This window comes from Erwinia wuhanensis (genome assembly GCF_030484085.1).
In the GTDB taxonomy this organism is placed as follows: Bacteria; Pseudomonadota; Gammaproteobacteria; order Enterobacterales; family Enterobacteriaceae; genus Erwinia; species Erwinia aeris.
On the sequence record NZ_JAUJUH010000007.1, the window covers coordinates 224,979 to 239,467 of the forward strand.

Annotated in this window: 11 protein-coding genes; 6 read left to right on the forward strand and 5 right to left on the reverse strand. The window is 57.8% G+C overall.

All coding sequences use genetic code 11. The features are described from left to right. Positions 1–47 precede the first annotated feature (47 nt). Complete coding sequence (gene rapA / locus QZH36_RS17175; protein ID WP_301730724.1) at positions 48–2,954, forward strand: RNA polymerase-associated protein RapA; 2,907 nt, start codon at positions 48–50, stop codon at positions 2,952–2,954. 41 nt (positions 2,955–2,995) lie between these two features. After that, entirely contained in the window at positions 2,996–3,646 is a 651-nt protein-coding gene (rluA, locus tag QZH36_RS17180) for a bifunctional tRNA pseudouridine(32) synthase/23S rRNA pseudouridine(746) synthase RluA (RefSeq protein WP_253455309.1), read from the forward strand. A gap of 29 nt (positions 3,647–3,675) precedes the next feature. Here rluA and QZH36_RS17185 read toward each other — a convergent pair whose 3' ends face one another. The 5 genes from QZH36_RS17185 to djlA all read right to left on the reverse strand — a co-directional run bounded on the left by QZH36_RS17185 (position 3,676) and on the right by djlA (position 8,791). Beyond that, positions 3,676–4,623 (reverse strand): glycyl-radical enzyme activating protein, encoded by a 948-nt coding sequence (locus QZH36_RS17185; protein WP_301730725.1) that lies wholly within the window; start codon positions 4,621–4,623, stop codon positions 3,676–3,678. Further along, positions 4,586–6,973, reverse strand: a complete 2,388-nt coding sequence (gene cutC / locus QZH36_RS17190) for a choline trimethylamine-lyase (protein WP_301289607.1) — start codon at positions 6,971–6,973, stop codon at positions 4,586–4,588. Before cutC ends, QZH36_RS17185 begins: the two co-directional genes overlap by 38 nt. Next, positions 6,973–7,299: a DMT family transporter gene (locus QZH36_RS17195; RefSeq protein WP_253455311.1), complete on the reverse strand. Its 327-nt coding sequence runs from the start codon at positions 7,297–7,299 to the stop codon at positions 6,973–6,975. Before QZH36_RS17195 ends, cutC begins: the two co-directional genes overlap by 1 nt. 2 nt (positions 7,300–7,301) lie before the next feature. Continuing rightward, a complete protein-coding gene (locus tag QZH36_RS17200; RefSeq protein WP_253455312.1) occupies positions 7,302–7,664 on the reverse strand; it encodes a DMT family transporter in 363 nt (120 codons plus the stop codon). A gap of 305 nt (positions 7,665–7,969) precedes the next feature. After that, positions 7,970–8,791, reverse strand: a complete 822-nt coding sequence (djlA, locus tag QZH36_RS17205) for a co-chaperone DjlA (RefSeq protein ID WP_253455313.1) — start codon at positions 8,789–8,791, stop codon at positions 7,970–7,972. Positions 8,792–8,938: 147 nt separating this feature from the next. On the opposite strand from djlA, the gene lptD reads away from it, so the two are divergent. Genes lptD through rsmA form a run of 4 tightly spaced genes read left to right on the forward strand, consistent with a single transcriptional unit; the run spans position 8,939 to position 14,487 of the window. Continuing rightward, on the forward strand, positions 8,939–11,335 hold the full coding sequence (lptD, locus tag QZH36_RS17210; RefSeq protein ID WP_253455314.1) for an LPS assembly protein LptD: 2,397 nt from the start codon (positions 8,939–8,941) through the stop codon (positions 11,333–11,335). A 54-nt stretch (positions 11,336–11,389) separates the two neighbouring features. After that, positions 11,390–12,685 (forward strand): peptidylprolyl isomerase SurA, encoded by a 1,296-nt coding sequence (gene surA / locus QZH36_RS17215; RefSeq protein WP_253455315.1) that lies wholly within the window; start codon positions 11,390–11,392, stop codon positions 12,683–12,685. Beyond that, complete coding sequence (gene pdxA / locus QZH36_RS17220; RefSeq protein WP_253455316.1) at positions 12,675–13,667, forward strand: 4-hydroxythreonine-4-phosphate dehydrogenase PdxA; 993 nt, start codon at positions 12,675–12,677, stop codon at positions 13,665–13,667. Before surA ends, pdxA begins: the two co-directional genes overlap by 11 nt. After that, a complete protein-coding gene (rsmA, locus tag QZH36_RS17225) occupies positions 13,660–14,487 on the forward strand; it encodes a 16S rRNA (adenine(1518)-N(6)/adenine(1519)-N(6))-dimethyltransferase RsmA (RefSeq protein WP_253455317.1) in 828 nt (275 codons plus the stop codon). The genes pdxA and rsmA overlap by 8 nt, the downstream gene beginning before the upstream one ends. Positions 14,488–14,489: the final 2 nt, after the last annotated feature.

Consider the following 14,489-nt stretch of genomic DNA (forward strand, 5'->3'; position numbering starts at 1 on the left):
CGTGCTATTGCCTGAAATAACCTCTACGAGAATCGAGCCGAATATCTATGCCTTTTACACTTGGTCAACGCTGGATCAGCGATACGGAAAGCGAACTGGGATTAGGAACTATTGTTGCGGTAGATGCGCGCATGGTCACACTGCTTTTCCCCGCCACCGGCGAGAACCGTCTTTACGCTAAAAATGATTCGCCTATTACTCGTGTGATCTTCAACCCGGGCGACACCGTTACCAGTCACGAAGGCTGGCAGCTGGAGGTGGCGGAAGTCGTGACCGAAAACGGTCTGGTCAGCTACATCGGCACCCGGCTTGATACCGAAGAGTCCGGCGTGATGCTGCGTGAAGTGATGCTCGACAGCAAGCTGGTGTTCAGCAAGCCGCAGGACCGCCTGTTTGCCGGCCAGCTGGATCGTATGGATCGCTTCGCGCTGCGTTTTCGCGCGCGTAAATACCAGAGCGAACAGTATCGCCTGCCGGTCAGCGGCCTGCGCGGCATGCGCACCAGCCTGATCCCGCACCAGCTGCATATCGCGCACGACGTAGGCCGTCGCCACGCGCCGCGCGTGCTGCTGGCTGATGAAGTGGGCCTTGGCAAAACCATCGAAGCGGGCATGATTATTCATCAGCAGCTGCTGGCCGGTCGCGCCGAGCGCGTGCTGATCGTCGTGCCGGAAACGCTACAGCACCAGTGGCTGGTGGAAATGCTCCGCCGCTTTAACCTGCGCTTTGCCCTGTTTGACGACGATCGCTACGCGCAGGCGCGCCTGGACAGCGACAACGCTTTCGATACCGAACAGCTGGTAATCTGCTCGCTCGACTTTGTGCGCCGCAACAAGCAGCGTCTGGAGATGCTGGCGGAAGCCGAGTGGGATCTGCTGATCGTGGACGAGGCGCATCACCTGGCCTGGGAAGAGGGTCAGCCAAGCCGCGAATATCAGGTAATTGAGCAGCTGGCCGAGCAGATCCCCGGTGTGCTGCTGCTGACCGCGACGCCGGAGCAGCTGGGCATGGAGAGCCACTTTGCCCGTCTGCGCCTGCTGGACCCGGATCGCTTCCACGACTTCGCCACTTTTGTTGAAGAACAGCAGCATTTTCAGCCGATTGCCGATGCGGTTTCCGGCCTGCTGGCCGATAAGGCGATCGATAACGACGCCCTGAATATGCTGAACGATCTGATGGGCGAGCAGGATATCGAGCCGCTGCTCCAGGTCGCCAACAGCGATCGCGAAGGCAAGCTGGAAGCGCGTCAGGAGCTGATCAGCATGTTGATGGATCGCCACGGCACCAGCCGCGTGCTGTTCCGCAACACCCGTAACGGCGTCAAAGGCTTTCCGAAACGCGAACTGCATCAGATCCGCCTGCCGCTGCCGACGCAGTATCAGACGGCGATCAAGGTGTCCGGCATCATGGGCGCGCGTAAGGCGGCCGATGAGCGCGCGCGCGACATGCTCTATCCGGAGCAGATTTATCAGGAATTTGAAGGCGACAGCGGCACCTGGTGGAACTTCGATCCGCGCGTCGAATGGCTGATGGGCTTTTTGACCAGCCATCGCGACAGCAAAGTGCTGGTTATCTGCGCCAAAGCCACCACCGCGCTCCAGCTGGAGCAGGTGCTGCGCGAGCGTGAAGGCATCCGCGCCGCCGTGTTCCATGAAGGGCTGTCGATTATTGAACGCGACCGCGCGGCGGCCTGGTTCGCCTCCGAAGAGGATGGCGCGCAGGTGCTGCTCTGCTCGGAAATCGGTTCCGAAGGCCGTAACTTCCAGTTCGCCAGCCAGATGGTGATGTTCGATCTGCCTGCCAACCCGGATCTGCTGGAGCAGCGTATTGGCCGTCTTGACCGTATCGGTCAGGCGCACGATATCCAGATCCACGTGCCTTATCTGGAAAAAACCGCCCAGTCGGTGCTGGTGCGCTGGTATCACGAGGGGCTGGACGCCTTTGAGCATACCTGCCCGACCGGCCGCGCTATTTACGATACGGTCAGCGACCAGCTGGTGAACTATCTGGCCTCGCCGGAAAACAGCGAGGGGCTGGACGACTTTATCCGCGACTGCCGCGAGCAGCATAACGCGCTGAAAAGCAAGCTGGAACAGGGCCGCGACCGCCTGCTGGAGCTGAACTCCAACGGCGGTGAAAAAGCGCAGGCGCTGGCGGAAACCATCAGCGAGCAGGATAACCATATCGAGCTGGTTAACTTTGCGCTCAACCTGTTTGATATCGTCGGTATTAATCAGGAAGATCGCAGCGACAACCTGATCGTGCTGACGCCGGGCGATCACATGTTGGTGCCGGACTTCCCTGGTCTGCCGGAAGATGGCTGCACCATTACTTTCGATCGCAATCAGGCACTGTCGCGCGAAGACGCACAGTATGTCACCTGGGAGCATCCGATCATTCGCAACGGCCTGGATCTGATCCTGTCCGGCGATACCGGCAGCTGCGCGCTCTCGCTGTTGAAAAACAAGGCGCTGCCGGTCGGCACGCTGCTGGTGGAGCTGATCTACGTGGTGGAAGCGCAGGCGCCGAAACAGCTTCAGCTGACGCGCTTCCTGCCGCCGACGCCGGTGCGGATGCTGGTTGATCGCAAGGGGACTAACCTGGCGGGTAAGGTCGAGTTCGAGAGCTTCAACCGTCAGCTGAACGCGGTCAATCGCCATACCGGCAGCAAGCTGGTTAACGCCGTACAGCAGGATGTGCACGAGATCCTGAAGCTGGCGGAAGGCCAGGCTGCCGAAGAAGCGCGCAAGCTGATCGAGATTGCCCGCACGGAAGCAAACGAGAACCTGAGCGCGGAGCTGTCGCGTTTGCAGGCGCTGAGCGCGGTTAATCCTAACATCCGTCAGGATGAGATCGACGCGCTGGAAAGCAATCGCGAGCAGGTGCTGGCGGCGCTTGATAGCGCGGGCTGGCGTCTTGACGCACTGCGCCTGATCGTTGTCACGCATCAGTAATTAGCACGGGGCGGCTGCGGTCGCCCCACACAGGCAAAAAGATGGAACCCTATAATCCTCCGCAAGATCCCTTAGCCGTTCTTTATCAGGACGAGCATATTATCGTGGTCAACAAACCGAGCGGTCTGCTGTCGGTGCCCGGTCGGCTGCCCGAGCATAAAGACAGCGTGATGACGCGTCTTCAGCGCGATTTTCCGCTGGCGGAATCCGTACACCGCCTGGATATGGCAACCAGCGGTATTATCCTGGTCGCACTGACCAAAGCGTCCGAGCGGGAGCTGAAACGCCAGTTCCGCGAGCGCGAGCCGAAAAAAACCTATCTGGCACGCGTCTGGGGTCATCCCGCGCAGGAAGAAGGGCTTATCGATCTGCCGCTGATCTGCGACTGGCCGCTGCGACCAAAGCAGAAAGTCTGCTTTGAAACCGGTAAACCGGCGCAGACCGAATATCAGGTGCTGGAGTATGCGGCGGATAACAGCGCACGCGTGCGGTTAAAGCCGATTACCGGCCGTTCTCATCAGCTTCGCGTGCATATGCTGGCGCTGGGGCATCCGATTCTGGGCGATAACTTTTACGCGCATGAAGAGGCCAGAGCGATGGCGCCGCGCCTGCTGCTGCACGCCGAGATGCTCACCATCACCCATCCCAAATACCAGACGCCGATGACTTTCCGTCAGCCGGCGGACTTCTGAGCAAAGGCCTCTGTCGCCAGAGGCCTTATTCAGCCGATGCAGTGGGACAGCGTTGTCGTGCTTAACCCATACCGCACGGCCATTTTCTCCAGCTCCGCCACCCGCGGCTTGCCGCGATCGGGGTGCATTTCCTCATAAAGACACCGCCTGTCCGTCAGCGCGTACTTGCGCAGGCCGAAATTGTGATAAGGCAGCAGATCGATGCCCTGAAAGCAGCGGCTGCCCTGCGTCATACTGGCGATGGCGCGCATCATCTTCTCCGCCTCTTTCCTGCTGTCGTTCACCTCAGGTATGACCGGAATGCGGATGCGCAGCGGGATCGTCTGCGCCAGCAGGCGCGTCAGGTTCTGCCAGATGCTGCGGTTGCTGACGCCGGTGTAGCGCTGGTGCAGGACGTCGTCGGCCAGCTTAACATCGTACAGGATCAGCTGGCTGGCTTCGCAGACCTGCCAGAGCGCGGGCCAGGTGGCGAAGCCGGAGGTTTCAACGGCGGTGTGGATCCCCTCCTGCCTGGCGCGGCGCAGTAAGGCACGGGAAAAATCAGGCTGCATGGCGGCCTCACCGCCGCTGAGCGTCATCCCGCCGCCTGAAGTACGGTAATAAAGCGCATCCGCCGCCACCGTGCGCATCACTTCGTCGACGCTAAGCGTTTTGCCCACCTTGCGCAGCGCCGCCGCCGGGCACTTCTGGTCATCCGGCCAGCTTTCATAGCCGACCGCCGCCATTTTAACGGCCGATCGGCCCGGACAGTGCTGCTCGCAAGGCGCTTTTGCACAGCGTTGCCGATCGAACAGGACTTCCGGCTGCGGCGCCAGGCTTTCCGGGTTGGCGCACCAGGCGCAGCGCATCTGGCACCCTTTCAGAAACACCACGGTGCGCACGCCGGGGCCGTCATGCAGAGAAAAGCGCTGAATATTGAATACGCTCCCGCTGGCGGCCTCAGAAAGACTGGAGCTGGGTACGGCTGATGATTTCATCCTGAACCTCGCGGCTGAGTTCAACGAAAAAGGCGCTGTAGCCCGCAACCCGGATCATCAGGTTGCGATACTGCCCGGGGTTTTCCTGCGCTTTTTTCAGCGTTTCGTTATCCACATAGCTGAACTGCATCTGTGCATTGCCCAGCAGGCTGGCGCTGCGCAGCAGGGTGATAATGCCCTGCTCGCCCTCTTCCGTATCCAGAATGCCGTGCAGCAGCTTAAAGTTATGCACCATGCCGATCTCCATCTCTTCGACATTGATCCGGCCAACGGAATTAATAATCGCCGTCGGGCCTGCATAGTCCGTCTGCTGGGAAGGGCTGATGCCGTCAGCGAGCGGCATACCGGCCAGTCGTCCGCTGGGCAGCGCGCCGGTGGTCAGGCCGAACGGCGTATTGTTAGAGATAGAAAGCGTCCCGTGGGTGAACGGCCCGTACAGCATCGAGTACCGGCGGTGCTCGCTTTCGATAAAGCGGATCAGATCGCGCGCGATCAGATCGACCTCTTCAATATCGTTGCCAAATTTGGCGACGTTCAGGCAGGCGTTGCGCAGCGTTTCGTGCCCGGAGAAATTATCACGCAGCGCCTGCGCCATCTGCGCTGGCGTCACCTGCTGCTGCTGATAAACCAGCTCGCGCATCACCATCATGGCGTTGGCGTAGTCCGCCATTCCCGTCCAGATCAGTCCTGGCCCGTTGTTAATTGCCGCGCCGCCGTGCATCACATCCTTGCCCTGCTCCAGACAGCCTTCGACCAGGCAGGAGATAAACGGCTTGGGCGCCAGCTCTTTATGCAGCTTTTGCATCATCAGCGTGGCTTCTGCGGCCTGCTTCACAATGTGGCACAGCTGCTGCCTGACTGCCTCCTCAAAGGCTTCCCAGCTTTTCAGCGTGGCGGCCTCGCCGGTCTGCGGCCCCATCTGGCTGCCGCTGGCGCTTCTGCCGTTATTTAGCGCCAGCTCAATGGCGCAGGTAAAGGTGGTATAGCCTACCGAGGTCCACTGATAGATGCGGCCAGAACGTTGCGGCTCTACGCAGCCCATCAGGCAGTAGTCGCGCGCATCGTCGTAATCGAAGCCTTTACGCAGCATCATTTTGATATGCGCGTCGTCAAAGTGACAGGCAGGGAAACCGATCCCGGCGCGGATCACCTCGACGATTTTGCGCATAAAAGGCTGCGGCGACTGGTTGTGGATCCGCACTGCCAGGCTTGGCTGATAAATTTTCAGCTTGCGCGAGCAGTCCATAATCAGCATGGAAAGCGGATTGGTGGCATCGCCGCCCTCGCGCTTCTGGCCGCCGACCACCAGATTGACAAAGGGCTGGTAGCCCGCGAAATACATGGCGGAACTGGCGCTGCAAATCCACATGCACTCGGACATTTTGATCATCCAGCAGCAAAGCAGCTCTTCCGCCTGTTCCTCCGTCAGCTCGCCGCTGGCAAGATCGGCCTCCAGCAGCGGCCACAGGTACTGATCGACACGGCCAAGCGAAATGCCGGTCTGGTTTTCTTCCAGAATAAACAGCGACTGCGCAAACCAGATGGCCTGTAGCGCTTCGTAAAAGGTGGCGGGCGGCTGTTCCGGCACGCGACGGCAAATAGCGGCCAGCTTTTCCAGCTCCGCTTTGCGCTGCGCGTCCGGCGTCTGCTCAGCCAGCGCCTGGGCGTAGTCGGCGTAGCGGTTGGCGTAATCCACCACGCCCTGACAGGTTTCCACGACCGCCTCATAGAAGTAGCGCTTGTCCTGATCCTCGGGGCAGGTTGGCGAAAGCTTATCCAGCGCCGCCTGTGCTTCCCGCTGCACGCCACCCATGCCTTTTTTCAGCAGGATGATGTCGTAGCCCGGACAGGTGTCGCCGCCGCCGTTCTGCGTTTTAATACTTAAATCACAAATTCCTTCAACGGTGCTCCATTCCCACAGCCCCGCGTGGCGCAGCCGGGTTTCCGCCACCTCATCCAGCGACCGCCCCTGCCAGAAAGGGAAAATCTCTTCACGCAGCTCGCGCTTTACCTCTTCGCTGATTTCATAGGGATCCTGCGCGCGCGTGGACATGGTATCCAGCTCGTCCGCCACCCAGCGCCAGGCGATTTCCGGCGACACTTCGCCACCGCGCGCCGCGCCTGCCGGATGACTGACAATCAGTTCATCTTCTGCAATCACCAGCGGCGCCGTGCGGCAGGCATGACGAAAGGCCATCGCGCGTAATAAAATTGCCGGCATCCCCGGATAGCGACGGTAAATTTCCGTGACCGCTCTGGCTCGCGCGGCCGAAATAAATGGCTTAGCCTGTAAATAACGCTCGCGCAGACGCTCAGCACGAGGTAAAAGCCGTGTGTTTATATCCTGCATTAAAATATCCCCATGGTAATACAGCCAATGCCGATAAGACCAATTCCCAGAACGGAATACTTATCGATCTTATTTCGATAAAAAATCACGCCAACCAGACTGATAATAACCACGCCCAACCCGGCCCACAGGGCATAAGAAAGGCCAACGGAAAGCACGACAATCGCTTTTGATAATGCGTAAAAACAGGTGCCGTAAATTGCCATGACACCCAGGGTCAGTCCCCAGCGTTTAAAATTATCGGTTTTAGGCAGCAGGCTGGTTGCCAGCACCTCCAGCAGGATGGCGATAAAAAGCCATAACAATCCCATCAGCGTACTGTGCATAATTAGTTTTCCTCCACGGTATCGTTACCGCGATCGCTTTTGGCCAGCAGATTAATCACCAGCACCCCGGCTATGATCATTAACAGGCCGACAATCGCGCCGCCGCTCAGGGAAACCTGGAACAGGAAGCGGTTGATCAGCGACGTCGCGACAATCCCCAGCCCGGCCCACAGGGCATAGGCCAGGCCCAGCGGAATTTTTTTAAGGGACAGCGATAAGAAATAATAGGAGAAACCATAAGCGGCCAGCGCCGTAAATGCCGGTAGCAGCACGGACATGCCTTTAGACAGCGCCAGCATCGTGGTAGCCGTTATTTCAGACGCGATAGCAACACAGAGAAAAAGAAAATATTTATCTTTATTCATATCTCATTAAGCCATTTTAATATTGTCAGGATTTTATTTCTCTATCATAGCGGCCCGCTGATAAACCCAGCATAAACATTTGCCGTTCGCTCAGACAGAACCTGTCTGTATATCATTCTGATTATTTATATTAACAATATAGCGCGCAGACGGGCTGCGGCGTGATTACAGCCAGGCGAGATTAACAAGAAAGGGGAATTAAAAGACAAGGCGTTAATAAAAAATCAGCGTGGTGTTAAAAATAATATTAATAATAAAGCTGGCATTAAAAAGGCCGACGAAAGCGCTCGTCGGCCGCTAACAAATTATTTAAACCCTTTTTCACGCTTGATCAGATCGTAAGCCGCCTGGATCTCCTGTGCTTTTTGCTTCGCCATCTCCATCATCTGCGGCGGTAGCCCTTTGGCCACCAGCTTATCGGGATGGTGTTCGCTCATCAGCTTGCGATAGGCGCGCTTGATGGTCGCCGCATCGTCGCTGCTTTTTACGCCCAGCACGCTACAGGCATCTTCCAGCGTTGGCCCGCGCTGCGCCTGCGCATAGCCTTGCGAACCGGCACCGTGCTGATAGCCCCCGCCGCCGAACTGCTGACCGCCCTGCATCATCCGTAAAAACTGATCGAATTGCGCATGCGAAATCCCCAGCTCTTCCGCGATGACATACAGCACCTGACGTTCGTTAGGATGGAGCGAGCCGTCGGCAAACGCGGCCTGGATCTGGATTTCCAGAAACATCCTAATCAGATCGAAGCGGCCGAAGCAGGCGCTGCGCAGCTCCCGCAGCTTGTCGCGCAGCGGGTAGTTGCCCTCTTTCCCCTGGCGAAAAGCCTGCTGCGCGGCCGTTCTCGCCTCGCCGTGCAGCTGCATACGATCCATCAACAATGACGCCATCTGGATGTCCGCATCAGTCACGCGGCCTTTTGACTTGGTCAGATGGCCCATAACCTGAAAGGTGGTGCTGAAAAAGAGCGCCTGACGGGTCTGCTGATTAGCAAAATAGCCCTGTCCCTGAACCGCTCGCGCTTTATCAACCAAATGCCCGAAGAGCAGGCCAATCGCCAGTCCCCAAAAGCCGGTGCCGCTTAACAAACCCAGCACAAGCCCGATTACTTTTCCCCAATAGCGCATATACTCCTCAATTCGCCATGCTGAAGGCTAAAAATTGCATTATCATACCCGTCATTTATCTCTGAGCCTAACGGCAACGCGGTCAAACAGCCTGGATAACACTAGCGCAACGCAGTTGAGTGCGTTAGTCTCTGACCGTTTGTCGGCATGATGCCAGCTATCACGGAATTTTCGATACCGCGTATGAAAAAACGACTACCTACTTTGCTGGCCACGCTTATCGGCTCAGCGCTCTACAGCCAGCAGGGTCTGGCAGATGACCTCGCCTCGCAGTGTATGCTGGGTGTACCGAGCTATAACCGGCCTCTGATTCAGGGTAAAAATACCAATGAACTGCCGGTTACTATCAACGCGGATCAAGCGAAAGGCAACTACCCTGACGACGCGGTGTTCAACGGCAACGTCGATATTCGCCAGGGCAACAGCCGTCTGCTTTCCGACGAGGTGCAGCTGCATCAGCGACAGCAGCCGGGCCAGACAACGCCGGTACGCACCGTTGACGCGCTGGGTAATGTGCAATATGACGACAATCAGGTCATCCTGAAAGGGCCGAAAGCCTGGTCGAATCTGAATACCAAAGACACCAACGTCTGGAACGGCACCTATCAAATGGTGGGCCGCCAGGGACGGGGTACCGGCGATCAGATGAAGCAGCGCGGTGAAAACCGCTATACCATCCTTGAAAACGGTACCTTCACCTCCTGTCTGCCCGGCGACAACAGCTGGAGCGTTGCAGGTACGCAGGTGATCCAGGATCGTGAAGAGCAGGTCGCGGAAATCTGGAACGCCCGCTTTAAGATCGGCGCGGTGCCGGTGCTGTACAGCCCTTATCTACAGCTACCGATTGGCGACCGCCGCCGTTCGGGCTTTTTGATCCCCAACGCGAAATTCGGCAGCTCCAACGGCTTTGAATTTATTCTGCCTTACTACTGGAACATTGCGCCGCAGGCTGATGCCACCATCACGCCGCACTATATGAGCAAGCGCGGCCTGCAGTGGCAGAACGAATTCCGCTACCTGACCAAGGCGGGCGCGGGCCTGGTTGAGTTTGATTATCTGCCGAGCGACGACCAGTACAATAAAGATGCCGCCACGCGCGGGATGACCGACGACAAAGATTCTAACCGCTGGCTCTTCTTCTGGCGGCACTCCGGCGTCTACGATCAGAACTGGCGCTTTAACGTTGATTACACCAAGGTCAGCGATCTTTACTACTTTACCGATCTGGATTCCACCTACGGCGACTCGACCGACGGCTACGTTACGCAGAAATTCAGCGTAGGCTACGCAGAGAAAAACTGGGATGCGACGCTGTCGACCAAGCAGTTCCAGATCTTCTCCACCCAGACCAATAACGACGTTTACCGCGCCGAGCCGCAGTTCGATTATAACTACTATCAGAACAACGTCGGCCCGTTCGATACGCATCTCTATGCGCAGGCGGTGAAGTTTACCAACGTTAACGATAATTACCCGGATGCAACGCGTTTGCACCTGGAACCGACTATCAACCTGCCGCTTTCCAACGGCTGGGGCAGCCTTAATACCGAAGCGAAACTGCTGGCGACGCACTATCAGCAGGATGACGTCGAGTATTACAACAACAACGTTGATACCAGCAAAGTCAACCAGCTGAAAAGCAGCGTAAACCGCGTTATGCCGCAGTTTAAGGTTGACGGCAAGATGGTATTTGACCGCGATATGGACTGGTCGGAAGGCTACACGCAGACGCTGGAACCGCGTATGCAGTACCTTTATCTTCCCTATCGCGATCAGAGCACGGTGCGCGCTTACGACTCAACGCTGCTGCAAAGCGACTATACCGGCCTGTTCCGCGACCGCACCTATAGCGGCCTGGATCGCATCGCTTCCGCTAATCAGCTGACCAGCGGCGTGACTACGCGAATATTTGATAACGATTTGGTTGAACGTTTTAACGCTTCCATTGGTCAAATCTACTCGTTTACCCCAGCTCGTACCGGACTGGAGAACGCAGACAGCGACGATCGCGGCAGCCTGGTCTGGGCTGGCGACACCTACTGGAAGATTAGCGATCGCTGGGGGGCGCGCGGCGGTGTGCAGTACGACACCCGCATCGATAACGTTTCCCAGGGGAACGCCGTTCTGGAATATCGTCGGGATGCCGATCGTCTGGTGCAGCTGAACTACCGTTACACCAGCCCCGAATATATTCAGCAGACGCTGAGCCAGATTAAGAACCCTGGCTACCAGCAGGGGATTTCGCAGGTAGGCGCCACGGCCAGCTGGCCAATCGCCGATGCCTGGTCGGTGGTCGGTGCCTGGTATTACGATACCAAGGCCAAACAGCCTGCCGATCAGCTGCTGGGCGTCCAGTACAGCTCTTGCTGCTACGCTATTCGTCTGGGTTATGAACGTAAAATCACCAATTGGGAAAACGACAGCAGCACGTACGACAACAAAATCTCGTTCAACATTGAGCTGCGCGGCCTGAGCTCATCCTATGGTCTGGGCACCGGGCAAATGCTGCGACAGGGCATCCTGCCTTATCAGCGCTCTTTCTGATGTTGTGATAATTAGTATGCCAACCCGCAGTGCGGATAGAAAAATGGAAAAAGTATGAAGAACTGGAGAATGCTGATCCTGGGGGCTGCGCTCACTGCCAGCACCGCGTTTGCAGCACCGCAAGTTGTTGATAAAGTAGCCGCCGTGGTCAATAACGGCGTTGTGTTAGAAAGCGATGTCGACGGCATGATGCGGTCGGTGAAAAGTCAGGCACAGCAGGCTGGTCAGCAGCTGCCGGATGATAAAACGCTGCGTCACCAGATTGTCGAACGCCTGGTGATGGACAATATTCTGCTGCAAATGGCGAAACAGGCGGGGATCCAGATCCAGGACGATCAGCTCGATCAGGCGATTGCCAATATCGCCGCTCAGAACAAGATGAGCGTGGATCAGCTGCGTAGCCGTCTGGCCTATGACGGTATGAACTACGCCACCTATCGCGAGCAGATCCGTAAAGAGATGACCATTGCCGAAGTCCGCAACAACGAAGTACGTCGTCGCGTGACTATTCTGCCGCAGGAAGTGGATTCGCTGGCGACGCAGGTTTCCTCGCAGAACAACGCGTCTACCGAGCTGAACCTCAGCCACATTCTGCTGCCGCTGCCGGAAAACCCGACGCAGCAGCAGGTGGACGAGCAGGAAGATCTGGCGAAACAGCTGGTCAGCCAGGCTAAAGGCGGCGCGGACTTCGGCAAGCTGGCGATCACCTACTCCGCCGATCCGCAGGCGCTGAAAGGCGGCAATATGGGCTGGGGCCGCATCCAGGAACTGCCTTCGCTGTTCGCGCAGTCGCTGGTTACGGCGAAGAAAGGCGATATCATCGGCCCAATCCGTTCCGGCGTAGGCTTCCATATCCTGAAAGTGAACGACGTTCGCGGCGACAAACAGAGCATCTCCGTGACGGAAGTGCACGCTCGTCATATTCTGCTCAAGCCGTCGCCGGTGATGACGGACGATCAGGCGCGCCAGAAGCTGACGCAGGTTGCGGCTGAAATCAACAGCGGCAAAACCACCTTCGCGCAGGCCGCTAAACAGCTTTCTCAGGATCCCGGCTCCGCCAACCAGGGCGGCGATCTTGGCTGGAGCTCGCCAGAGGTGTACGATCCCGCCTTCCGCGACGCGCTGCTGAAACTGAAAAAAGGCCAGATGAGCGCGCCGGTGCACTCCTCTTTCGGCTGGCACCTGATCCAGCTGATGGATACGCGCCAGGTTGATAAAACCGACGCGGCGCAGAAAGAGCGTGCTTACCGCCTGCTGTTTAACCGTAAATTTGCGGAAGAAGCGCAAACCTGGATGCAGGAGCAGCGCGCCTCTGCCTATGTGAAAATTCTGGATGCCAATGCTCAGTAATATGCGCGTGGCGATCACTCCCGGCGAACCCGCCGGGATTGGTCCCGATGTCACACTACAACTGGCCCAGCGCGACTGGCCAGTTGAACTGGTCGTCGTCGCCGATCCAGCTTTGCTGCGCGAGCGCGCGGCAAAGCTGGGCCTCCCTCTGACGCTGCGTGACTATCAGCCGGGCGTTGCTGCCCGGCCGCAGGCTGCCGGCACCCTGACCGTGCTGCCCGTTAGCGCGCCGCAGCCGGTAAAAGCTGGCGAGCTTTGCGTCGCCAACGGCCACTACGTGCTGGATACGCTGGCTCGCGCCTGCGACGGCTGCCTTAACGGCGAATTTGCGGCGCTGGTTACCGGGCCGGTACACAAGGGCGTGATCAACGACGCCGGTATCCCGTTCAGCGGCCATACCGAGTTTTTCGCCGAGCGCGCAGGCTGTGCCCGCGTGGTGATGATGCTGGCGACGGAAGCGCTGCGGGTCGCGCTGGCGACCACGCATCTGCCGTTAAAAGACGTCTCCGCCGCCATTACCCGCGACAGCCTGCATGAAGTGATCAACATCCTGCATGCCGATCTGCAAAGCAAGTTCGGTCTGGCGCAGCCGCATATTTTTGTCTGCGGCCTGAATCCGCACGCGGGCGAAGGCGGCCATATGGGACGTGAAGAAATTGACGTTATCATTCCGGCGCTTGACGAGCTGCGGCGCAGCGGCATCCAGCTGACCGGCCCGCTGCCGGCGGACACGCTGTTTCAGCCTAAATATCTTCAACATGCCGACGCGGTTCTGGCGATGTATCATGACCAGGGCCTGCCGGTACTGAAATACCAGGGCTTCGGGCGAGCGGTGAATATCACGCTCGGCCTGCCCTTTATCCGCACCTCCGTTGACCACGGCACCGCTTTAGAGCTGGCCGGCCAGGGCAACGCGGATGCGGGCAGCTTTATTACGGCGCTTAACCTCGCCATTACCATGATTAAGAGCAGTAATGAATAATCGCGTCCATCAGGGCCACTTCGCCCGCAAACGTTTTGGCCAGAACTTCCTTAACGATCAGTATATTATTGACAGCATCGTTTCCGCCATCCACCCTCAGCCCGGCGAGGCGGTAGTCGAAATCGGCCCCGGTCTGGGCGCGTTAACCGAACCGGTTGGCGACAGGCTGGAAGCGATGACGGTGATCGAACTCGACCGCGATCTGGCGGCTCGTTTGCAGACCCATCCGTTTTTAGGGCCAAAGCTGACGATTTTCCAGCAGGATGCCATGACCTTTGATTTCGCGGCCTACGCCCGTGAAAAAGGCCAGTCTCTGCGCGTCTTCGGCAACCTGCCCTATAACATCTCTACCCCGTTGATGTTCCACCTTTTCAGCTATACTGATGCGATCCGCGACATGCACTTTATGTTGCAGAAAGAGGTGGTCAACCGACTGGTTGCCGGGCCGGGCAGCAAAGCCTATGGTCGTCTGACGGTAATGGCGCAATATTACTGCCAGGTGATCCCGGTGCTGGAAGTGCCGCCGGAATCCTTTACGCCTGCGCCGAAAGTGGATTCCGCCGTGGTTCGTCTGGTTCCACACGCCACGATTATGAATCCGGTGCAGGATCTTAAAGTCCTCAGCAGGATCACCACCGAAGCGTTCGGCAAACGCCGTAAAACGTTGCGCAACAGCCTTGGCCATCTGTTTACGCTGGAAGCGCTGCAGGAGATGAATATCGATCCGACGCTGCGCGCGGAAAACATCTCCGTAGCCCAGTACTGCCAGCTGGCGAACTGGCTGTCTGCGCATCCTCAACAGACGCCGCAGGAGAGTTAAAC

What these genes read in the sequence shown, in the direction of transcription:
- QZH36_RS17195 (WP_253455311.1), bottom strand. Translation starts at nt 7,299, where the DNA reads ATGCACAGTACGCTGATGGGATTGTTATGGCTTTTTATCGCCATCCTG.
- cutC (WP_301289607.1), bottom strand. Translation starts at nt 6,973, where the DNA reads ATGCAGGATATAAACACACGGCTTTTACCTCGTGCTGAGCGTCTGCGC.
- rapA (WP_301730724.1), top strand. Translation starts at nt 48, where the DNA reads ATGCCTTTTACACTTGGTCAACGCTGGATCAGCGATACGGAAAGCGAA.
- rluA (WP_253455309.1), top strand. Translation starts at nt 2,996, where the DNA reads ATGGAACCCTATAATCCTCCGCAAGATCCCTTAGCCGTTCTTTATCAG.
- QZH36_RS17185 (WP_301730725.1), bottom strand. Translation starts at nt 4,623, where the DNA reads ATGAAATCATCAGCCGTACCCAGCTCCAGTCTTTCTGAGGCCGCCAGC.
- surA (WP_253455315.1), top strand. Translation starts at nt 11,390, where the DNA reads ATGAAGAACTGGAGAATGCTGATCCTGGGGGCTGCGCTCACTGCCAGC.
- rsmA (WP_253455317.1), top strand. Translation starts at nt 13,660, where the DNA reads ATGAATAATCGCGTCCATCAGGGCCACTTCGCCCGCAAACGTTTTGGC.
- djlA (WP_253455313.1), bottom strand. Translation starts at nt 8,791, where the DNA reads ATGCGCTATTGGGGAAAAGTAATCGGGCTTGTGCTGGGTTTGTTAAGC.
- pdxA (WP_253455316.1), top strand. Translation starts at nt 12,675, where the DNA reads ATGCTCAGTAATATGCGCGTGGCGATCACTCCCGGCGAACCCGCCGGG.
- lptD (WP_253455314.1), top strand. Translation starts at nt 8,939, where the DNA reads ATGATGCCAGCTATCACGGAATTTTCGATACCGCGTATGAAAAAACGA.
- QZH36_RS17200 (WP_253455312.1), bottom strand. Translation starts at nt 7,664, where the DNA reads ATGAATAAAGATAAATATTTTCTTTTTCTCTGTGTTGCTATCGCGTCT.